This window comes from Adlercreutzia sp. St.1H8, from assembly GCF_059728655.1.
In genome coordinates, this window is sequence record NZ_AP039376.1 from 548,453 (window position 1) to 568,405 (window position 19,953).

17 protein-coding genes are annotated in these 19,953 nt (G+C 68.8%); 16 read left to right on the plus strand and 1 reads right to left on the minus strand.

Annotation, left to right across the window (positions count from 1 at the left end):
• Nucleotides 1-15 precede the first annotated feature (15 nt).
• The 12 genes from AC6I0Y_RS01870 (at nucleotide 16) to AC6I0Y_RS01925 (ending at nucleotide 13,927) form a co-directional block, all read left to right on the plus strand.
• On the plus strand, nucleotides 16-351 hold the full coding sequence (locus tag AC6I0Y_RS01870) for a 4Fe-4S dicluster domain-containing protein (RefSeq protein WP_497732674.1): 336 nt from the start codon (nucleotides 16-18) through the stop codon (nucleotides 349-351).
• 78 nt (nucleotides 352-429) lie between these two features.
• On the plus strand, nucleotides 430-1,935 hold the full coding sequence (locus AC6I0Y_RS01875; RefSeq protein ID WP_497732675.1) for an MFS transporter: 1,506 nt from the start codon (nucleotides 430-432) through the stop codon (nucleotides 1,933-1,935).
• 89 nt (nucleotides 1,936-2,024) lie between these two features.
• The gene (locus AC6I0Y_RS01880; RefSeq protein WP_497732676.1) at nucleotides 2,025-2,252 is read left to right on the plus strand and encodes a hypothetical protein; all 228 of its coding nucleotides are present in this window, start codon (nucleotides 2,025-2,027) and stop codon (nucleotides 2,250-2,252) included.
• A gap of 82 nt (nucleotides 2,253-2,334) precedes the next feature.
• Entirely contained in the window at nucleotides 2,335-3,417 is a 1,083-nt protein-coding gene (locus AC6I0Y_RS01885; RefSeq protein WP_497732678.1) for a CapA family protein, read from the plus strand.
• Between the two features lie 88 nt (nucleotides 3,418-3,505).
• Complete coding sequence (locus AC6I0Y_RS01890) at nucleotides 3,506-4,894, plus strand: MmgE/PrpD family protein (RefSeq protein WP_497732679.1); 1,389 nt, start codon at nucleotides 3,506-3,508, stop codon at nucleotides 4,892-4,894.
• Nucleotides 4,895-4,925: 31 nt separating this feature from the next.
• Nucleotides 4,926-6,224 (plus strand): trigger factor, encoded by a 1,299-nt coding sequence (locus tag AC6I0Y_RS01895; RefSeq protein ID WP_497732681.1) that lies wholly within the window; start codon nucleotides 4,926-4,928, stop codon nucleotides 6,222-6,224.
• A 4-nt stretch (nucleotides 6,225-6,228) separates the two neighbouring features.
• A complete protein-coding gene (locus tag AC6I0Y_RS01900) occupies nucleotides 6,229-6,423 on the plus strand; it encodes a zinc ribbon domain-containing protein (protein WP_497732683.1) in 195 nt (64 codons plus the stop codon).
• Nucleotides 6,424-6,512: 89 nt separating this feature from the next.
• On the plus strand, nucleotides 6,513-6,707 hold the full coding sequence (locus AC6I0Y_RS01905) for a hypothetical protein (RefSeq protein ID WP_497732685.1): 195 nt from the start codon (nucleotides 6,513-6,515) through the stop codon (nucleotides 6,705-6,707).
• 296 nt (nucleotides 6,708-7,003) lie between these two features.
• A complete protein-coding gene (locus AC6I0Y_RS01910) occupies nucleotides 7,004-9,310 on the plus strand; it encodes a molybdopterin-dependent oxidoreductase (protein ID WP_497732687.1) in 2,307 nt (768 codons plus the stop codon).
• Between the two features lie 27 nt (nucleotides 9,311-9,337).
• Nucleotides 9,338-9,673 carry an oxidoreductase gene (locus AC6I0Y_RS01915; RefSeq protein WP_497732689.1) on the plus strand — a complete coding sequence of 112 codons (336 nt, stop codon included), beginning with the start codon at nucleotides 9,338-9,340 and terminating at the stop codon, nucleotides 9,671-9,673.
• Between the two features lie 152 nt (nucleotides 9,674-9,825).
• Nucleotides 9,826-11,358, plus strand: a complete 1,533-nt coding sequence (locus tag AC6I0Y_RS01920; protein WP_497732691.1) for an MFS transporter — start codon at nucleotides 9,826-9,828, stop codon at nucleotides 11,356-11,358.
• Between the two features lie 412 nt (nucleotides 11,359-11,770).
• A complete protein-coding gene (locus AC6I0Y_RS01925; RefSeq protein ID WP_497732693.1) occupies nucleotides 11,771-13,927 on the plus strand; it encodes an FAD-binding protein in 2,157 nt (718 codons plus the stop codon).
• A 61-nt stretch (nucleotides 13,928-13,988) separates the two neighbouring features.
• Here AC6I0Y_RS01925 and AC6I0Y_RS01930 read toward each other — a convergent pair whose 3' ends face one another.
• Nucleotides 13,989-14,684: a response regulator transcription factor gene (locus tag AC6I0Y_RS01930; RefSeq protein WP_160709344.1), complete on the minus strand. Its 696-nt coding sequence runs from the start codon at nucleotides 14,682-14,684 to the stop codon at nucleotides 13,989-13,991.
• A gap of 124 nt (nucleotides 14,685-14,808) precedes the next feature.
• Between AC6I0Y_RS01930 and AC6I0Y_RS01935 the strand changes: the two genes are divergently transcribed.
• From AC6I0Y_RS01935 to AC6I0Y_RS01950, 4 genes are all read left to right on the plus strand, one after another.
• Nucleotides 14,809-15,579, plus strand: coding sequence for a type III pantothenate kinase (locus tag AC6I0Y_RS01935; protein WP_160709346.1), 771 nt, complete (start codon nucleotides 14,809-14,811; stop codon nucleotides 15,577-15,579).
• A 428-nt stretch (nucleotides 15,580-16,007) separates the two neighbouring features.
• Nucleotides 16,008-17,696, plus strand: a complete 1,689-nt coding sequence (locus tag AC6I0Y_RS01940) for a formate--tetrahydrofolate ligase (RefSeq protein ID WP_160709348.1) — start codon at nucleotides 16,008-16,010, stop codon at nucleotides 17,694-17,696.
• A gap of 398 nt (nucleotides 17,697-18,094) precedes the next feature.
• Nucleotides 18,095-18,712, plus strand: a complete 618-nt coding sequence (locus tag AC6I0Y_RS01945) for a cyclodeaminase/cyclohydrolase family protein (RefSeq protein ID WP_201750978.1) — start codon at nucleotides 18,095-18,097, stop codon at nucleotides 18,710-18,712.
• Between the two features lie 355 nt (nucleotides 18,713-19,067).
• Nucleotides 19,068-19,928, plus strand: coding sequence for a bifunctional 5,10-methylenetetrahydrofolate dehydrogenase/5,10-methenyltetrahydrofolate cyclohydrolase (locus AC6I0Y_RS01950; RefSeq protein ID WP_497732696.1), 861 nt, complete (start codon nucleotides 19,068-19,070; stop codon nucleotides 19,926-19,928).
• Nucleotides 19,929-19,953 lie beyond the last annotated feature (25 nt).

The window sequence follows — 19,953 nt, forward strand, 5'->3', positions numbered from 1 at the left end:
AAGGAGAGAAGACTCATGGCACAACAGGGTCTTTTGATTGATTACGAGTTCTGCACCGGCTGCCATACCTGCGAGATGGCCTGCAAGGTGGAGAAGGGGCTCGAAGAGGGCGAATGGGGTATCAAGCTCTCCCAGATCGGCCCGTGGAAGCTCGACGACGACAAGTGGGAGTGGGACTTCGTGCCCCTGCCCACCCAGCGTTGCGACCTGTGCGCCGACCGCCTGGCCGCCGGCAAGGTTCCGGCCTGCGTGCACCACTGCCAGGCGCTCTGCATGGAGTTCGGCCCGGTGGAGGAGCTGGCCCGGAAGGCCACCAAGCCGCGTGTGGTCATCTTCACCGTCGAGGAGTAGAAGGCGTCACGCCCCGGGCGCTTCGGGGATGAGGCGCCCGGGGTCATCCCACCCGTATTCGTCTGTTAGGGGAAAACAATGAGTGAGAAGATTTCTTCTCTGGGTGACAAGGCCGTAGCGGCCGTTCAGAACAACGTGACCCAGGCGCTCGGCCTCATCTACGGCCTGGGCATGCTCACCTGGACGGCGTTCAACCAGATGAACAGCAACTACTGGGCCTACTTCCTGACCGAGATCTGCGGTCTGGAGCCGACCGTCATGGGCACGGTCAAAGCAGTGACCGGCGTGGGCGAGTGGTTCTTCGTGATCATCGCCGCCATCATCATCGAGCGCGTGTGGCTCAAGCACGGCCAGTACCGCAGCTGGCTCCTGGTGGCGCCGCCCGCCACGTTCGTCTGCCTGCTCATGACGTTCGTGGACCCCGCGTTTCTGGACATGGGCGCCAAGACCGCCTGGATGATCTTCTTCCAGATCGTCGGCGGCTTCTTCGCGAGCTTCTTCATGATCGCGGCCACCTCCATCGTGCCGGTCATCAGCCACACCGAGGCCGACCGCACCCTGCTCTCGCAGCGCAAGGCCCAGGGCAACATGCTGGTGAAGGTGCTCTTCGCCGCCATCTCGCTGCCCGCCATCCTGGCCATCAACGGCCTGGTCTACCGCGTGCCCGCCGGTGAGAACGCCCAGAACGCGGGCCCGGCCGGCTTCACCGTGCTGGCGCTCGTGTTCGGCATCATCATGATCGTGATGTTCATCGTCATGTTCAAGAAGATCGACGGCATGGACCCGACCCAGAAGATCTGCGAGGATCGCGCGCTCGCCAAGAAGGAGGGCCGCGAGGTTCCCGCCATCCCCAAGGGCGACAAGGTCAACCTTGGCGAGATGCTCAAGTACTGGCTGACCAACCTGCCGGTGCTCATCGGCCTGTTCGCCGAGATCATCCGCTTCATCGCCCAGATGACCATCCAGTCCATGGCCATGTACGTGTTCACCTACGCCTTCGGCGACGTGGCCATGGCCGCCGTCATGCTCACCGCCTGCAACATCACCGGCCTCGTGGCCACCTTCGTGTCCGAGCCCATCGCCCGCATGGTGGGCATCCGCACCACCTACCTGGCCGGCATCGGCATCTCCGCCGTGTCCATGATCGCCTGCTACTTCATCGGCGCCACCGGCCAGATGGCCTTCATCGTGTGCATCTGCGCCTGCTACTTCGGCATGAACTTCATGAACGGCACCATGATGGGCATGCAGTCCAACGCCATCGCCTACGGCGAGTGGCGTGACGGCAAGACCGCCAAGGCCTTCATCATGTCCACCTTCCAGTGGTGCCCGAAGATCGCCAACGCGGTGGCCGGCCTGCTCACCGGCTTCGGCCTGGCCGCCATCGGCTTCACCCGCGGTATGGAGGCCACCCCTGAGCTGGCCCAGGGCATGATCAACATCATCTGCATCATCCCGGCTGTGGCCTTCGTCATCGCCTTCGTGGCCTTCTTCTTCGGCTATCGCCTTGACTCCAAGAAGATGGCCCAGATCGCCGAGGACCTGGAGAAGCGCCGCGAGCAGGGAGACGTCCTCCCCGGTTAGCATCAACGGGATGCGCCTCGCGCGCGCCCGATGCACTGAGCAACGCGCAGGAGGCGCGTGTGAGTCCCTACGAGAAAAGAGGTATCGCAATGTGTTTTAGACCCGCTGAGATCAGCATGGAGAAGAACTGCCCGCAGTGCGGCGCGAAGAACGACTTCAACAACGACGTCTGCGACCAGTGCGGGGCCACGCTTCCCAGCGCCCCGAAGATCCCCGGCGGCGCGCCCGGCGCCCCGGCCGGCGCCCCGGGCGCGCCGGCAGCCCCGGGTGCTCCCAAGCCCCCGGCGCCGGGCGCTCCGAAGCCGCCTGTGGCCTAGGGACTAAAGACTGAGCAGCACGGCCGGCGTTTCGTCGGCCGTGCCTGTTAGATGACCGAAAGAGCAGGAAAGGAAGGCAGCTATGGATCGTGTAGTGCTTGCCGGAGCGGGCGATGTGATTCTCGACCGACCCGACCCGAAGACGGCGTTTCAGTACGTCGCGCCTCTGTTCCGCGAGGCCGACATCGCCTATGTGAACATGGAGCAGGTGCTAGCCGATGACGGCGTGCCCCATCCCTGCCAGTCGGTGTCGAAGGGCGCGCGCTTCGTCGAGGCCTACGTCGACGCTGAGGTCGACGTGGTGTCCTGTGCCACCAACCACGCCATGGACTGGGGCGAGGAGGGCATGATAGGCACCCTCGAGACGCTCGACGCAGCGGGCGTGGCCCACTGCGGCACCGGGCGCGACCTGGCCGAGGCCCGCAAGCCGGTCATCCTCGAACGCAAGGGCCAGAAGGTGGGCTTCCTCAACTACTGCTCCGTGGCGCGTCCCGAGTACGATGCCGACGTAGACAAGCCCGGCATCGCCCCGCTCAAGGTGCACACTCTCTACGAGCAGGTGGACTTCCAGCCGGCCACGCCGCCGCGCATCGTGTCGCTGCCCACCAAGGAGAGCCGCGAGATGATCTGCGCCGACATCCGCGCGCTCAAGGAGCGGGCGGATGTGGTGGTCGTGGCCTTCCACTGGGGCCAGCACCTGGTGCCTGCGGTGATCCCGATGTACTGCGTGGAGATGGCGCACGACGCCATCGACGCGGGCGCAGACCTCATCATCGGGGCTCACACCCACATCCTCAAGGGCATCGAGGTCTACCGCGGCAAGACCATCTACTACTCGCTGGGCAACTTCGTCCTGGACTTCGGCGACGCCTTCCACGACACGCGCCTCATCGACAGCCTGGACGCGCACTACAAGCCCACGCCGAAGTCGCGCGTCGACCGCAACAAGACGATGATCGTCAAGGCCTACCTGGAGGACGGCCAGGTCGTGCAGACCGGCTTCGTCCCGGCCATGATCAACGCCGACGGCGATCCGATGCCCGTGCGCCGCGGCGGCGAGGGCGATGCGGTGGTGGCCTATATGGAGCGCATCACCGAGGAGGCGGGGCTCAACGCCCGCTTCGAGTGGGTGAGCGACGACGAGGTGGCCATCTGCGAGCGCTAGGACGGAGGCGCCGGGCCGGCGAGGGCCCGGCATGAGAGCCGGGGGCGCGAGCCGGAAGCCCGGGCCCCCGGCCAAGGGAGGGAGATCCATGGAACTGACGACGCGCATCGCCGAGGTGACGGCGAAGACGACCTATGACGACCTTTCCGCCGAGGACGTGCTGGCGGCCAAGATGGCCATCCTCGACACGCTGGGGGTGATGCTGGCCGGCAGCGGCGCCGGCGAGGGGGTCGAGGGGGTGATGGGCCTGGTGGGAGCCCTCGGCGGTGCCGAGGAGTGCACGCTGATGGCCCAGGGCGCCAAGACCAACCCCGTGCTCGCGGCGCTCGGCAACGGCGCGCTGGCCCACAGCATCGACTACGACGACGCCCATGATGACGCCTTCGTGCATCCGAGCGCGTCGGTGGTGCCGGCTGCGCTCGTGGTCGGCGAGTACGCCAAGGCGTCGGGCCGCGACCTCATTACCGCCGTCGTCTTGGGCGACGACGTCATCTGCCGGCTGGGCTACGCGGTGACCAACCCCGCGGCCAACCAGGGGCTCTTGTGGATGCTGCCCGTGCTGCTGGGCACCTTCTCGGCCACGGTGGCCGCCTCGAAGCTGCTGGGCCTGGACGTGGACGCCACCGAGAACGCCCTGGGGCTGGCCTACAACCGCGCCGGCGGGACGAAGGAGCTGGTCATCGAGCCGGGCGCCCTGCGCGGGCTCTACGCCATGTTCCCCAACATGACCGGCGTGCTGGCCGCGCTCATGGCCCGGCGCGGCGTGCCCGGCCTCAAGGAGGCCTTCGACGGCACGGCTGGCTTCTTCAACCTGTACTACGGCGGTGTGCGCGACGAAGGTGCCTTCGACGACTTCGGGCAGCGTTTCGAGGGCACCGAGGTGTCCATCAAGCCGTGGCCCTGCTGCCGGTTCACCAACTCCTGCGTGGACGCGGCCCTGCGCATCGCGCGCGACAACGACCTCGACCCCGCCGACGTGGCCCGCATCACCGTGTTCTACGCGGCCGACGACGCCAAGCGCTGCGTGGAGCCCCTCGAGATGCGCCGCGCGCCGCAGACCATTCCCGAGGCCAAGCTGAGCCTGCCGTTCACGGTGGCCCAGGCGCTCGCCTACCGCAAGCTGGAGATCGGCGACTTCAGCGTCGCGGCGCTGGCCGATCCGCTGCTGCGCGAGTTGTGCGCCAAGACCGACGCCGCCTACGACGCCGCCCTGGAGAGCGACTTCTCCAAGACGATGCTGCCGGGCCGCGTGCGCGTGGAGCTGGCCGACGGCACCGTCTACGACGAGCGCGTGGACATCGTCTACGGGCACCCAAGAAACCGCATGGCGTGGCCCGACCTGGTGGGCAAGTTCCGCGACTGCGCGTCCTACGCCAAGCGCGCGCTGTCGGCGGAGGAGGTGGAGGCCATCGCCGCGCTGGTCGAGCATCTGGAAGAGGTTGAGGACGTGTCGGTCCTCATGGAGGCCGTCTCCTAGGGACGGCGCAGAGAAGGAGGAGCATCGAATCATGGAGCTTACCCGCTTGGAGAAGGCCGAGCCGGACGCGAAGGGCGCGGTGGCCGTGGAGGCGACGGCCTCGGCGGCTGCGGTGCACGGACTGCTCGCCGAGTTCTACGAGACCGTGGCCGCGGCCAAGGGGCTTGCGCCCGACCGGCCGTGGGATGACGTCGAGGCGGCGGCCCAGGCGGGCATGGGCGCCGAGGCGTTTTGCGAGCTGCGGCGGGACTTCGTGGTGAACCGCATGGCGTCGGAGGCCCTGGGCGCGCTGGGGCTCACCCCGGCGCTCACGCCCAAGATCCACGTGCTGGCCTACCCGGTCGACGGCGAGGAGTTTTCCGTGGAGCTGTCGGTGGTGGAGCAGCCGCGCCTCGCCCTCACCTCCTACGAGCCGGTGGAGGTGACCATGGACGAGGTGACCGTCACCGACCGCATGGTGGCGGCGCGGGTGGCGGAGGTGCTCGACCGCTACGCCACCTACGAGGACGCCGAGCCGCGTCCGGTGGCCGCCGGCGACCTGGTGGCCATCGACGTGGACACCCAGCAGGGCGATACGATGGTGCCGCACCTGTCCGGCAAGCAGAAGGTGCTGGCGATGGACGGCGAGGCCATGCCCGCCCCCTTCCTCGCGGCCGTGCTGGGCATGGAGGTGGGCGAGACGAAGGTGGTGGAGTACGCGGTGGAGCGCCCGCGAGCCATCTCGCCTGACGACGTCGACCGCTACATCTCCACGGTGACGGTGGTGGGGCAGCTGCGCAAGGTGGAGGTGGAGCTCACCGACGCGTGGGTGCGCGCCCACTACCCGACGCTCTCCTCCGTGGAGGAGTTCTTCGCCGAGACCCGCAAGGACGTGGCCTACGACGCGAAGCTGTTCAACCGCGACACCGTGGCGCACCTGGCCAACCTTGAGCTGGAGAAACGCCTGGTGGGGGATATTCCCGACGAGTTCTACCAGGCCTCCTACAAGAGCCTCTTCGGCAAGTTCGAGCGCGATCTGGCCCAGCAGGGCAAGACGCTCGACGACTACTACGAGGAGGAGCAGACCAACGAGCAGGAGCTGAGCGTGAAGATGCTCATCCAGTCCGGCGAGAACCTGCGCCAGGGCTTCGCCTTGGAGGCGCTCTTCGACGGACGCGGCATGACGCTTTCCGACGAGGACGTGGAGGCCGCGGCTGCCCGCTTCTTCGGCGGCAGCCCCACCGCCGACGAGCTGCGCCGCACCGGCCGGGCGCGCCTGGCCGAGAGCATGGCCAAGCGCGCGGCGGCCCTGAGCTGGCTGGTGGAGACCGCCGTGGTGAAGGGGGCTTAAGGCCATGTGCTACCCCTGCCGCAACTGCGGCAGCTGCGAGGGAGACCCGGCTGCCGCCATCCGCTGCCCGCGCTGCGGCGAGCCGCTGGCCGTCGGCGCCCGCGCGTGCCCGTCCTGCGGCTGGACGCGCCCCGCGGCCCCGGCCGTCGCCGCGCCGGGGACGGCCCCCGGACGTCCCGCTGGGCCGGGCGCCGCCTGAGTCCCGTCCCGCCCTGCCGTGCCGGCGCGCTTTCGCGGGGGCGCCGGCACGGCTTCGCCCCGTTCCCCGCGCTTGAGGAGGTCAACCCCATGGAACGCTGCTACGTCTGCAACAGCTGCGGCAAGTGCGCCGAGAGCGCCCTGGCCGTCACCGCCGCTGGGCCTCGCTGCCTCGACTGCGGCCGCGAGGTCCAGCCCGGCGAGAAGCTGACCGAGTGCGCCGCCTGCGGCAGCCGCAACATCGCCTTCGCCGGCCCGGGGGCCTCCGGCGCTCCGGCGCGCTAGGGCCCGCGCGTCCCCGCGGGCTGCGCGCCCGTCCCGCATCGCAGCTCGGCCTGCGGCAGGGGGGGCGGGCGCGACATTTCGGGTTCGGGCGGCCTCAGCCCCCTCTGACCAGGCGCCTAATACCCTCAGTCGTAGGTGGGGCCTGCGGGGCGGTTTCATACCCGGCAGCAGATGGCAACGGGATGCCCGCTGGGAAGAATGGGGGAGCGGGCCGATCCGGCGGCCGCCCCGACGGCCTTGGGCCTCGACCCGCGCAACTGCAAGGGAGATGAGAGAAAGAGGAGAGGAGTCGCAACATGAGTGAATTGACCCGAGTAACCGAAACACCTCGCGTCGAAGAGCTTGAAGACGGCACCAAGGTCTATCGCACCGCCCAGTGGTCGCCCCCGGGGTGCCACGGCGTCGGCTGCGGCCTGCGCGTGTTCGTCAAGGACGGCAAGCTGGTCAAGGTCGAGGGCGATCCCGACCAGCCCATCACCAACGGCCGCCTGTGCGTCCGCTGCCTGACGCTTCCCGAGTACATCTACCATGAGGACCGCCTGCTCTACCCCATGAAGCGCGACCGCAAGTTCCGTGGCCAGCCCGACAAGTGGGAGCGTATCAGCTGGGACGAGGCCTACGACATCATCGTCGAGAAGTACTTCGAGCTCACCAAGAAGTACGGCCTAGACACCGTGTCCGTGTGGACCGGCACCGGCCGCGAGGCGTCCGCCTACCAGTTCCAGACCTGCAACCAGGTGTTCCATAGCCGCACGGCCATCCACGCCAACGGCGGCTGGTCCTGCGTCATCCCGCGCCAGACCGCGATGGACTGGCTGCTCGGCTGCGCCTACGTCGAGTACGATGGCGCCTTCGGCTTCAAGGACCGCTACGACGATCCGCGCTACGTGCTGCCCAAGTATATGCTCATCTGGGGCCGCGACCCGCTGTGGTCCAACCCCGACGGCCTGTTCGGCCACAGCACCGTCGACATGATGAAGCGCGGCATGAAGATCATCGTGGTCGACCCGCGCGCCAACTGGCTGGCCCGCCATGCCTACATCCACTTCCAGATCCGCCCCGGCACCGACGCCGCCCTGGCGATGGCCCTCAACACGGTCATCATCAACGAGGACCTCTACGACCACGAGTTCGTGGAGAAGTGGACCTACGGCTTCGACGAGTACGCCGAGCGCTGCCGCACCATGACGCCGGAGATGGCCGCCGACATCTGCGAGGTGCCGGTCGAGGACATCTACGCCGCGGCCCGCGCCCTGGCCCAGAAGCCCTGCACCGCCTCGGTGGGCCTCAAGACCGACCAGAATCCCAACACCCTGCAGATCTGCCACGCCATCTGGGGCATCTTCGCCATCTGCGGCAACCTGGACAACCCCGGCGGCATCAAGCTGGGCCAGACCATGAAGAACGGCGGCTCCACGGGCCGCAAGGGCGTGGGCATGCTGGTGGAGGAAGAGGATACCAACCCCATCCCCATCGCCGGCCACGACCAGTACCCGGCCATGGACTTCATCATCAACACCACGCAGCCCGACTGCACGCTCGACACGCTGCGCACCAACATCCCGTACCCCATCGAGTTCCTCTTCATCCAGAGCTCGAACTTCATCTCCTCCTGCATCACCCAGCAGCCGATGCAGTGGATGGAGGCGTGCCGCCACAAGGAGTTCGTGGTGGCCACCGACATCTTCATGAACCCCACCATCCAGGCGCTCGCCGACGTGGTGCTGCCGGTCTCCACCGCCCTGGAGCATGAGGGCATCGTCACCTTCCACGGCTGCAACCAGCCCGGCCAGTTCCACGCGCTCACCAAGTGCATCGAGCCCCTGGGCGAGTGCAAGTCCGACCTGCAGATCATGCTCGACCTCGACCACCGCATCAACCCGGATCGCACCGAGGACGTGGAGAAGTGGGCCGACGAGCACGGCTACCTGGACAACAAGATCCAGAACATCCCCTATACCGCCGACCCCGAGACCGGCGAGCCGATGACCTACGACAAGCTGCGCGAGTGGGTGTACGGCCGCTACGAGATCCCGTACTACCAGTACGAGAAGGGCCTGCTGCGCCTGGACGGCCAGCCCGGCTTCAAGTCGACCACCGGCCGCGTGGAGCTGTGGAGCACCGTCAAGAACCACCTGGGCGAGGATCCGCTGCCCTACTACGAGGAGCCCCGCTTCTCCAAGCGTTCCCGTCCCGAGTGGGCCGAGGAGTACCCGCTGGACTTCGTGACCGGCGCCCGCCGTCCCACCTCGTTCCACACCGAGCACCGCATGATCGACTCGCTGCGCGAGATCCGCACGGCGGCCACGGTGGAGATCCATCCCGATACCGCTGCCAAGCACGGCATCGGCCAGGGCGACTGGGTGACCATCGAGAACCCGTGGGGCAAGTGCAAGATGATCGCCGACATCACGCCCATCGTGAAGGAGAACGTCATCGGCTGCGACCACGGCTGGTGGTATCCGGAGGACAAGGACACCGAGCTGTTCAGCGTCCGCAAGTCGTCCATCAACTCGCTCATGCCCTGGAAGGAGATCGGCAAGCTGGGCCTCGGCTCGCACTACGGCGCCCTGCCCTGCAAGATCTACCGTTCCGAGGACTAGCCTGACAAGGAGAAAGGGGGTACCACGATGACCGCTTATGGACTGATGTTTGACAACGAGTACTGCACTGGCTGCCACTCTTGCGAGCTCGCCTGCCGCAACGAGCTGGACCTGCCGCTGGGACAGTGGGGCATCAAGCTCTTGGAGCTGGGGCCGTGGCGCAAGCTCGACGGCAAGTGGGAGGGCAAGTACGTGCCGGTTCCCACCACCTACTGCAACCTGTGCGCGGACCGCGTGGAGGCCGGCGGACAGCCGTCGTGCGTGCTGCACTGCCTGGCGCAGGCCATTGAGTACGGGCCGCTCGACGAGCTGGCCGCGAAGATGGCCGAGCGCGGCGCCCAGTGCTCCATCTTCCTGCCCTAGGCGGGGAGGCTGCGGAAGCTGCTCCGAGAGAGCCCCCGGGACCCGGGGGCTCTCTTGCTTGCGGCGCGGGGGCGCGTTGTGGTGCGCGGACGGGGCCTGGGGCCGCTGACGGGTGGCGCGGCGGCCGGATCGAGAGGGGAGAGGAGGGGCCGATGGAGCCCAAGAGACTGTGGAACCGCCGGTTCGTGCAGCTGCTGCTCATCGAGGCGCTGCTGCAGATGGGCGGCTTCCTGACGCGCTCGATCATAGCGAACTATGCCGTCGACCTGGGGGCCTCGGTGCCGGTGGCCGGGTTCTTGGCGGGGATGCTGGCCACGGCGGCGCTGGCCATCCGACCGGTGAGCGGGGCCATCTCCGACAAGCTCAGCAAGAAGACGCTGCTCACGGTGTCCTGCGGGCTGTTCGCGGCGGGCGCCTTCGGGTGCGCGCTCGTGCGCTCGGTGCCGCTTATGGGCGCGTGCCTGGCGCTTCAGGGGTTCGCCTTCGCGTTCAAGTCGGCCATCGTCATCTCGCTTGTGCCGTTGGTGGTGCCTGCACGCTACACAGGCACCGGCGTAGGCTGGATGGGGTTGGCCTACACGGTGGCCATCGCGCTCGGGCCGGCCATCGGGCTGGAGGTGGGCGTCGTACTGGGGTACCCGGTCACCTTCGCGCTGTCGGGGGCCATCCTGCTCGGCGCGCTCGTGCTCGCCGCGCTGTTCAAGGCGCCCCCGGAGGCGGCGGGGGCCGCAGCCCGCGCTGACGCGGCGGGGGCTGCGGAGGCGGTTGACGCTGATGCGGCTGTCGAGGACGCGGTTGGCGCGAGGTCGTCTGACGCCCGCCGCTGCGGTCTCCCGCCGGCGCGGGCCGCAGGCACGGTTGGCGCTGGCGCGGCGGGGGCTGCGGGCGCCTCGGTGGCGGCCCGCGCTGATGCGGCCCGCATCGCGAGCGCGCCGGCAGTGGCGGCCGGCTCCGTGGCGGAGCGGGAGGAGGCCGCCCTCGAGGGGGCGTCCGGCATCGGGTCGCGGAACCGGCACGGACGCGGACGGCCGTCCGATGCCCAGTCGCGGAACCTGCGCGGTGGCGGATGCCCGTCTGGCGCCCGCCGCCGCGGGCCCTCGCTGCGGGCGCTGTTCTACCTGCCGGTCATCCCCCTTGCCGTCGTGGGCGGCACGCTCATGGTGTCGCAGGGCGTCACGTCGTCGTTCATCCTGCTTGCCGGCGAGATGCGCGGCATCGAGGCCGTGTCGCTCTATTTCGTGTTCTACTCCATCGCCAACCTGGGCGCCCGTCCCCTGGCGGGCCGGGCGAGCGACGCCTGGGGCATGCGCCGCGTGGCGCCGCCCATGATGTTGGTGGCGGCGCTTGGCATGCTCGCGCTCGCGTTTGTCCCGTCGGTGGCGGGGGTCGCCCTCGGTGGCGTGTGCATGGGGCTCGGCCAGGGGTCAGCCTATGCGGCCATCCAGGCCGAGTCGGTGCGCGGCGTGCCTGCCTACCAGCTGGGCCGCTCGGCCAACACGTACTTCATCGGCCCTGACCTGGGCATGGGCCTGGGCCCGGTGGCTGGCGGCGCGGTACTGCAGGCCTGGGGCCCGGCGGCTATGTTCGTCTTCAACGCGTTGACCATCCTGCTGGCCTTGGTGCTGTTTCTGGCGCTGGGCCCCCTGAAGCGCCGCGTGAAGTCGCCCCTCTTCGGCAATGAGTAGGGGCCCGGATGCGGCGGCGGACGCGCGGAGGCCGTCGGGCGGGTGGGGGCGCGGAGATCGCCGTGCGCGGCGGCATCCTGCGCATGGCGCGCTACTGCCGAGAGCGCGCGGCGACCGCCGGACGCGCGGGGGGCATCCCGCGCATGGCGCGCATGGCGCGCGAGAGCACGCCGCTGCATGAGGCGCTTTGCCGTGCAGGTTTTCGCGGCAAAGTGGCCAAAAACGACGACCTGACGACAAGCCCGTCCTGTCTCCAGGGGATGAGGCGGTCTTCGGTGCGAAAAACGCATGGTTCGTTACATCGGAAACGGCGAGAGGGTGCGTGTGGGCCGTATGAGCGCTGCTTTCTGTCGTCAGGTCGTCGTTTTTGGCCACTTTGGGCGACAAAAAACGCGAGGAAAGGGGGAAGGCGATGGTCGCAGGAGAATCGAGGGGATTTGCGCCGGGCACCTACCGGGGCGCGGGGCAGGGCAAGTACGGGCCCATCGAGGTGGAGGTCGATGTGGGGCGGGACACGCTCGAGGACATTCGCGTGGTCGCGCACCAGGAGAGCGAGCGCTGCGCGTCGGTGGCGCTGCGCTACCTGCCCCTGAAGATGGTGGACGCTCAGGAGGTCGCGGTGGACGCGGTGTCCGGCGCCACCTTCACGAGCCGGGGCATCGTCGAGGCCGTGGAGGCCGCGCTCGCGGCGGCCGGTGGCGATGCGACGTGCCTGCGCGCCGGTCGCTCGGGCGTCGTGCCGCAGGCGATGGCGCCGGGCATGTACGTGGCGAGCGCTGTGGGGAGGTGGGCGCCCGGTACCGTCGACGGCGCGCGCTTCGGCGCCGCGGCCGACCCCGTGCCGGTCACGGTGCGGGTGACAGTGGGGGAGGGCGCCATCGAGGACGTCCGCATCCTCGCGTGCACCGACAACGATCACTTCGTCCAGCCGGTGGCCGATCGCGTGGTGCCCGCCATCGTCGAGCAGCAGAGCATCCTCGTGGACGCGGTGACGGGCGCCACGTGCACGTCGGCGGCCGTTCTCAAGGCGACGGCCGCATGCCTGGAGGAGGCGGGCGCCGATATGCGCGGCTTCCTCTCCACGCGCCCGCGCAGCGTTGCCGAGGAGTGGACGAGCTGCGATGTGTGCGTGGTGGGCGGCGGGCATGCGGGCACGGTGGCGGCGCTCATGGCCCTTGAGCAGGGTGCCGATGTCCTCATCGTGGAGAAGGCCGGCCGCATTGGCGGGCGCGGCTTCTGTCCCTCCGGCGTATCGGCCGCCGGAGCCGCCGTCGAGCGCGAGGCGGGCGCCACGCTGACCGCCGACGACCTGTACCGCCAGCTCTACCGCGAGACGGGCGGGCGGGCCAACAACCTGCTCGTGCGTGCCATCGCCGAGGACTCCGGTCCGATGGTCGACTGGCTGGTCGCTCACGGGTTCCACGCCGACCCGCCACGCCCCGACGCGCGCGAGGACGAGGCGTTCATGTGCGACTTCGGCCGCGGGCAGGAGAAGTTCCAGCGTCTCTACGACGACTACCTGCTGCCGGGAGGCGCCCTCGTCATGACCGAGACGCGCGCGCTCGAGCTGCGCCAGGACGAGCGCGGCGCGGTGATCGGCGTCGAGGCGCAGCGTCAGGACGGCACGCGGGTGCACGTCGCCTGCGGGGCCGTCGTGGTGGCGGCCGGCGGCTTCAGCGGCAGCCCCGCGCTGCTGCGCCGCCTGTGCCACAGCGACAGCTTCTACGACCGCGGCCTCACCACCCAGTGCTCGGGCGAGGGCGTCCTCATGTGCGAGCGCGCCGGCGCTCAGCTGGGGCCCGAGATCATGCCGCACATGCAGGAGTACCTGGCCAATCCGGTGTGCAACTTCACGGACAACCTCATCAAGTACCTCTCCTACGCCGGCTTCCTCACCGTCAATCGGGAGGGTAGGCGCTTCATGAACGAGTGCCTGAACGTCGAGGATGCCATGGGCTCGGGCTGCGCCTCGCTGCGCGTGCAGGGCGGCGCGTACTACTACCTCATCAGCCAGGATCAGGTGGATGCCATCCGCGAGCGCGGCGTGGGCGGCTACTTCGACGGACGCCTGGGCGACTACCTGAGCAAGTCGGTGGCGTCGCGCGCGCTCGTGCCCATCCCCAACCTCCAGGAGAGCCTGGATGAGGCGGTGGCGAAGGGCCAGGCCTGGCGTGGCGAGAGCGCCGAAGAGCTGGCCGCGCTGGTCGGATTCCCCGATCCGGCCGTTTTCGTGGCGACGCTCGCGCGCTACAACGAGCTCTGCCATCGCGGCGCGGACGAGGACTTCGGCAAGATCTCCCCGCTCATGAACGAGCACGCGATGCCGCTCTACGCGATACGCTCGGTCATCCCCATCATGGGAACGCTCGGCGGCGTGAGGGTGAACGAGCGCCTCGAGGCCCTCGGCCGCGACGGCGCGCCCATTCTCGGCCTCTACGTAGCCGGCCAGGAGGGATCGGGCTTCTACACCTACCCCTACTACTCCACCCGCTGCATCACCACCACCTACGCCTACTGCTCCGGGAGGATAGCCGGCAGAAATGCCGCCGGATACGCAACGTCTCGCTGATGGCGGCATGAAAAGGGGGCGCCCTCTCGGGCGCCCCCTTCGGCGGTGTTTGGGGCGGCTGCTACGCCTTGAAGCGATAGCCGTAGCCGCGGACGGTCTCGACGAGGGCCGGGTCGTAGCCGGCGGACTGGATCTTGTCGCGAAGGCGCTTGATGTGGGTGTCCACCGTCTTCGTCTCGGTGAGGTACTCCCAGCCCCAGGCGTCGCGCAGCAGGTCCTCGCGCGAGACCACCTTGCCGGCGCTCTTCATGAGGCTGGCCAGCAGCTCGAACTCGCGGGGGGTCAGGTCGATCTCGCCCTTGTCGCCCGACGCGGTGTGGGCGTCCTCGTCCAGCGTGATGCCGCTGGCGGTGACGGCGTTGGAGGCGCCGGGGTAGTCGCCGCCGGAGCCGCGGCGCAGCAGGGCGCGCACGCGGGCGATGAGCTCGCGGACGCCGAAGGGCTTGGCCAGGTAGTCGTCGCCGCCGATCTCCAGGCCCACCACCTTGTCCAGCTCGGTGTCGCGCGCCGAGAGGAACAGCACGGGGACGGTGGTCTTGGAGCGCAGGCGGCGGCAGAGCTCGTAGCCGTCCATGCCCGGCAGCATGATGTCGAGGATGAACAGGTCGTAGCTGTTCTTGCCGGCGAGAGCGAGCGCCTCTTCGCCGTTGTCCACCACGTCAGCCGCGTAGCCCTCCTTCTTGAGGGCGTAGCTGACGAATTCGGTGATTGATGGCTCGTCGTCAACGACAAGGATGCGGCTTGGTGCCTCAGTCATTTCTGTGCCTTTCTCTCGTCATCCCGACGATTAGACCCGGAGGGCTGATCGTTGCTGGATTGCTATAATGCGCTACGCTCACTATAAACGTTTACCCGCAAAAGTGATGGGGCTTGTCACAATTATGTTACTTGCTGCTGACATTGGAAACACGCAGACGGTAGTGGGGGTCTACCAGGGCTCTGACCTGGCCTGTATGTGGCGTCTGGCCACCAATCCGGCCACCACTGCCGATGAGGTGCGCGTCATGCTGCTGCCGCTGTTCGAGTCCGCCGGGCTGGCGCTTTCGGACGTCGACCGCGCCGCGCTGGCGTCGGTGGTGCCGCAGCTGACCGGCGCCTGGTGCCGCGCCATCCGCGACGGCGCGGGGGTCGAGGCGCTTGTGTGCTCGGCCCAGACGGCGGGCTCGCTGTTCAAGGCCAGCTACCCCAACCCGCTCGAGATCGGCGCCGACCGCGTGGCTGACGCCGTGGGCGCACGGTCGCGCTATGGCGAGCCGGTGGTGGTGGTGGACTTCGGCACCGCCACCAACATCGAGGTCATCGACGCCGAGGGCTTCTTCGTGGGCGGCATCATCGCGCCCGGCCTGCAGACGAGCGCCCAGACGCTCTTCTCCCGCGGCGCGCAGCTGCCGGCCATCAACCTGACGGCGCCGGGGGATCCCATCGGCGTGAGCACGGTGACGGCCATGCAGTCCGGCATCGTGCTGGGCGAGGTCGACCGCGTGGACGGCCTCGTGCGGCGCATCTTCGGCCAGCTGGGCTACGAGGGAACCGTCGTGGCCACCGGTGGCCTGGCGCCGCTCATCGCGCCGCACTCCCAGACCATCACCCACGTGGACGGCGAGCTCACCTTGGAGGGCCTGCGCCTCATCGCCGACGCCGCGGAGCGGTAGGCGGCACAGGTGCGGGCGGCTGCCACTTTTTTGGAGTTTGGTGGCACTGATGGGCAGTTCGGTACGGTTGGATCCCTCCGTTCTGCTCTCTTTCGCCTTCGAGAGATGACGCGCCAAGGCGTTTTCCCAGGTCGCGATTGTTCGCCCGCTGCGCATGAGGCGGTCAGACCGTACCAAACTGCCCATTAGTGCCATTTGTCGGGCAAAAAGTGGCACCGGGCGGCTCGGGCATGGGACGGCTCCCGCCTGTGTCGCACGTGTTCCGGCCGTCAGTCGTGGAAGTTTCGCCGCCGCGGGCGTCGCGCCGCCCCGACGCGCCGTCCGCAGGTAGAATGCCCTTATTCGGTACGGGGGAGGCCCTGGCTGCGCGCCCCGCGGGTGCGGGGCGGCCGAGCGCGGGCCTCAAGCGAAGAGAAAGCGGGGACGCAGTGCTGACCGACATCGAGATCGCCCAGGCCGCCACGCCGGAGCGCATCGGCGCCATCGCCGAGAAGGCGGGCATCGACGAGAAGTACCTCGAGCTCTACGGCAACTACAAGGCGAAGGTGGACTACAACCTGCTGCGCCAGGAGGATCACGAGCCGGGCAAGCTGATTCTCGTCACGGCCATCAACCCCACGCCCGCCGGCGAGGGCAAGACCACCACCACGGTGGGCCTGGCCGACGCGCTCGCCCAGCGCGGCAAGAACGTCATGGTGGCGCTGCGCGAGCCCTCGCTCGGCCCCGTCTTCGGCATCAAGGGCGGTGCCGCTGGCGGCGGATACGCCCAGGTGGTGCCCATGGAGGACATCAACCTGCACTTCACCGGCGACTTCCATGCCATCGGCGCGGCCAACAACCTGCTCGCGGCCCTGCTCGACGCGCACATCCAGAACGGCAACGAGCTGGGCATCGACGTGCGCAAGATCACCTGGAAGCGCGTGGTGGACATGAACGACCGCCAGCTGCGCCACATCGTGGACGGCCTGGGCGGCAAGGCCCACGGCGTTCCGCGCGAGGACGGCTTCGACATCACCGTGGCCTCCGAGGTCATGGCTGTGTTCTGCCTGGCCACCTCCATCACCGACCTCAAGGAGCGCCTCGGCCGCATCGTGGTGGGCTACACCTACGATGACAGGCCCGTCACCGCCCATGACCTGCATGCCGAGGGCGCGATGACCGCACTGCTCAAGGACGCGCTCAAGCCCAACCTCGTCCAGACGCTCGAGGGCACCCCGGCCTTCGTGCACGGCGGTCCTTTCGCCAACATCGCCCACGGCTGCAACTCCATCATGGCCACCCGCATGGCCATGGCGCTCGGCGACTACTGCGTGACCGAGGCCGGCTTCGGCGCCGACCTGGGCGCGGAGAAGTTCCTCGACATCAAGTGCCGCCTGGCGGGCCTCAAGCCCGACGCGGTGGTGGTCGTGGCCACCGTGCGCGCGCTCAAGAACCACGGCGGCGTGGCCAAGGCCGACCTCAACGAGGAGAACCTCGAGGCGCTCGAGGCAGGCCTGCCCAACCTGCTGCAGCATGTGGAGAACATCACCAACGTGTACCACCTGCCCTGCGTGGTGGCCATCAACGCCTTCCCGACCGACACTCCCGCCGAGCTGGCGCTCGTCGAGGAGAAGTGCCGTGAGCTGGGCGTGAACGTGGCGCTCTCCGAGGTGTGGGCGAAGGGCGGCGCGGGCGGCCTGGCCCTTGCCGACGAGGTGGTGCGCCTGTGTGCGGAGGGCGACGCCGAGGGCCGCAGCGCCGAGACGTTCGCGTTCTCCTACGACGATGGGCTGTCCATCGCCGAGAAGATCGAGGCCATCGCCCAGCGCATCTATCGCGCCGACGGCGTGGTGTTCGAGCCGGCCGCCAAGAAGGAGATCGCGCAGCTCGAGGCGCTCGGCTTCGGCGGCATGCCCGTGTGCATGGCCAAGACGCAGTACTCCTTCAGCGACGACGCCGCCAAGCTCGGCGCGCCGCGCGGCTTCACCATCACCGTGCGCCAGGTGAAGGTGTCGGCCGGCGCCGGCTTCATCGTGGCGCTGACGGGCTCCATCATGACGATGCCCGGCCTGGGCAAGACGCCTGCCGCCTTCAAGATCGACGTCGACGAGAACGGCGTCATCTCGGGGCTGTTCTAGGCTTGCTGCTTTGAGTGGAGAAGGGCCCGCAGCATGAGGCTGCGGGCCCTTCTGCTGCTAGAATGACCGGCGCTGGCAGAGTCCGATGCGGGCGGCGCTTCTTCACTATGAAAGGAGTGACGCCTCATGCTGAAAGAAGTTCTCATTCGCGTCTTGACGGCACCGCCGAACTGGGTGGTCCTGGTTTTCATGGGGATCGACCGGTACGAGCGATGGAAGTAAAAGCAATCGGATGGAGCGGGAGAGCAATAAAAAGCCCGGCGGCAACCGGGCTTAATCACTAGCACCGCGCCGCCCGTACGCAGGTTGACGACCTACGGGCTTTGCCAGTGCACCTGCATTATAGCCGCCTTGCGCCCGAAGGGCAACGAAGGCGGAGGACTGGAAGGAGACGTCCTATGGTGGATACGGGGTTTCTGGATGCGCTGGCTTCCAAGGAGCCGACGCCGGGCGGCGGAGGGGCGGCGGCCTACGCGGGCGCGCTGGCGGCAGCGCTGTCCTCGATGGTGGGCAGCCTCACCGTGGGGAAGAAGCGCTACGCCGCGGTAGAGGGTCAGATGCAGGCCGAGCTGCGCGAGTTGGACGTGACACGCGCGCGACTGGTGGCGCTCATCGACGCCGACGCTGCGGCCTTTGCGCCGCTGGCCGCTGCCTACGGCCTGCCGCGCGAGACGCCCGAGGAGCGGGCCGCCAAGGACGCGGCGCTCCAGGCGGCGCTCGTGGAGGCGTGTGAGGTGCCGCTGGAGATCATGCGCCAGTGTCTGCTGGTGGTGGAGTCGTGCGACTTCATGGCGCGCAACGGCAGCGCGCTGGCCGTGTCCGACGCGGGCGCGTCAGCCGTGCTGGCCAAAGCGGCGCTCCAGGCGGCCAGCTTGAACGTGGTGATCAACGTGGCGTCGATGGCCGACGCCGAGCGCGCGGCTCGCTATGCGGACGAGGCCGACATGCTGCTGGACGCCGGCTGCGCCCAGGCCGACGCCGTGTTCGCGTACGTGGCGGGGCGTTTGCGCGGCTAGGCGCGGACGAGACGGAGGAGTCCAGACGCGGGCCTGACGGCGAAGGGCGCCTGCGCGGCTGGGCACGGGTGCGCGCGGCATCGCCCCCGGCTTGGCTGCGTTGCGCGGGGCTGCGCCTCGGGGTCGCGCGGGACCGCATCCCGGTGTTGCGCGAGGCTGGCTGCAATTTCGTGCGGTTTTGCACCGGTGCTTTCGCGTTACGCGGGCGCACGGCGGTGCGTGTCGGACAGAGTGCCTGAGAAAAGCCCAGACTAACTTTTCTGGGGTCTTGGATGGGCGCGTGGTGGAGTGCAGAACCGTGCGAATTTGCAAGATGACGCTGGTTTTCGAAGGAAGCGAGAGGGAAGGAGGCGCCATGGCGCGCATCTTGGCGGGCAAGGACGTGGTGGAGGCCCTGCGGGAGGATCTGGCGGGGCGCGTGGAGGCGCTGTGTGAGCGCGGCGTCACGCCGTGCCTGGCCATCGTGCGGGTGGGCGAGCGGCCCGATGACGTGTCCTATGAGCGCACGGCCGTGCGCCGCGCTGAGGGGCTGGGAGTGTCAGTGCGCCGCTTCGAGCTGCCGGCCGACGCTACGCAGGCACAGCTCGAGGCCGTCATCGACGAGGTGAACGCCGACGCGGCCATCCACGGCTGCCTGCTGTTCCGCCCGCTGCCGTCGCAGATGGACGAGCGCGCCGTGTGCGATCGGCTCGATGCCGCCAAGGACGTCGACGGCATCTCGTCGGCGTCGCTCGCGGGCGTGTTCGCGGATACGGGCGAGGGCTTCCCGCCGGCCACGGCGCAGGCCTGCCTGGAGATGCTCGACTTCCATGGCGTCCCCGTGGCGGGACGACATGCGGTGGTGGTGGGGCGCAGCCTGGTGATCGGGCGGCCGGTGGCGATGATGCTGCTGGCGCGTGACGCCACGGTGACGCTGTGCCACTCGCGCACCGAGGCCCTGGCCGAGCACGTGCGCGCGGCGGACATCGTGGTGTGCGCGACGGGGCGGGCCCGCTCCTTCGGGCCGGAGTGCTTCCGCGCCGGACAGGTGGTGCTCGACGTGGGCATCAACTTCGACGAGGAGGGCGCGCTCTGCGGGGACGTGGACTTCGCCGCGGTGGAGCCCGTGCTCGGCGATGACGGGGCCATCACCCCCGTTCCCGGCGGGCTCGGTAGCGTCACCACCAGCACGACGATGGCCCATGTCGTGGCTGCCGCCGAGGCGGCTGCGCACTAGGCGACGGACTGCTCGGGAGGCGGGG

What these genes read in the sequence shown, in the direction of transcription:
- AC6I0Y_RS01870 (WP_497732674.1), top strand. Translation starts at nt 16, where the DNA reads ATGGCACAACAGGGTCTTTTGATTGATTACGAGTTCTGCACCGGCTGC.
- AC6I0Y_RS01875 (WP_497732675.1), top strand. Translation starts at nt 430, where the DNA reads ATGAGTGAGAAGATTTCTTCTCTGGGTGACAAGGCCGTAGCGGCCGTT.
- AC6I0Y_RS01880 (WP_497732676.1), top strand. Translation starts at nt 2,025, where the DNA reads ATGTGTTTTAGACCCGCTGAGATCAGCATGGAGAAGAACTGCCCGCAG.
- AC6I0Y_RS01885 (WP_497732678.1), top strand. Translation starts at nt 2,335, where the DNA reads ATGGATCGTGTAGTGCTTGCCGGAGCGGGCGATGTGATTCTCGACCGA.
- AC6I0Y_RS01890 (WP_497732679.1), top strand. Translation starts at nt 3,506, where the DNA reads ATGGAACTGACGACGCGCATCGCCGAGGTGACGGCGAAGACGACCTAT.
- AC6I0Y_RS01895 (WP_497732681.1), top strand. Translation starts at nt 4,926, where the DNA reads ATGGAGCTTACCCGCTTGGAGAAGGCCGAGCCGGACGCGAAGGGCGCG.
- AC6I0Y_RS01900 (WP_497732683.1), top strand. Translation starts at nt 6,229, where the DNA reads ATGTGCTACCCCTGCCGCAACTGCGGCAGCTGCGAGGGAGACCCGGCT.
- AC6I0Y_RS01905 (WP_497732685.1), top strand. Translation starts at nt 6,513, where the DNA reads ATGGAACGCTGCTACGTCTGCAACAGCTGCGGCAAGTGCGCCGAGAGC.
- AC6I0Y_RS01910 (WP_497732687.1), top strand. Translation starts at nt 7,004, where the DNA reads ATGAGTGAATTGACCCGAGTAACCGAAACACCTCGCGTCGAAGAGCTT.
- AC6I0Y_RS01915 (WP_497732689.1), top strand. Translation starts at nt 9,338, where the DNA reads ATGACCGCTTATGGACTGATGTTTGACAACGAGTACTGCACTGGCTGC.
- AC6I0Y_RS01920 (WP_497732691.1), top strand. Translation starts at nt 9,826, where the DNA reads ATGGAGCCCAAGAGACTGTGGAACCGCCGGTTCGTGCAGCTGCTGCTC.
- AC6I0Y_RS01925 (WP_497732693.1), top strand. Translation starts at nt 11,771, where the DNA reads ATGGTCGCAGGAGAATCGAGGGGATTTGCGCCGGGCACCTACCGGGGC.
- AC6I0Y_RS01930 (WP_160709344.1), bottom strand. Translation starts at nt 14,684, where the DNA reads ATGACTGAGGCACCAAGCCGCATCCTTGTCGTTGACGACGAGCCATCA.
- AC6I0Y_RS01935 (WP_160709346.1), top strand. Translation starts at nt 14,809, where the DNA reads ATGTTACTTGCTGCTGACATTGGAAACACGCAGACGGTAGTGGGGGTC.
- AC6I0Y_RS01945 (WP_201750978.1), top strand. Translation starts at nt 18,095, where the DNA reads ATGGTGGATACGGGGTTTCTGGATGCGCTGGCTTCCAAGGAGCCGACG.
- AC6I0Y_RS01950 (WP_497732696.1), top strand. Translation starts at nt 19,068, where the DNA reads ATGGCGCGCATCTTGGCGGGCAAGGACGTGGTGGAGGCCCTGCGGGAG.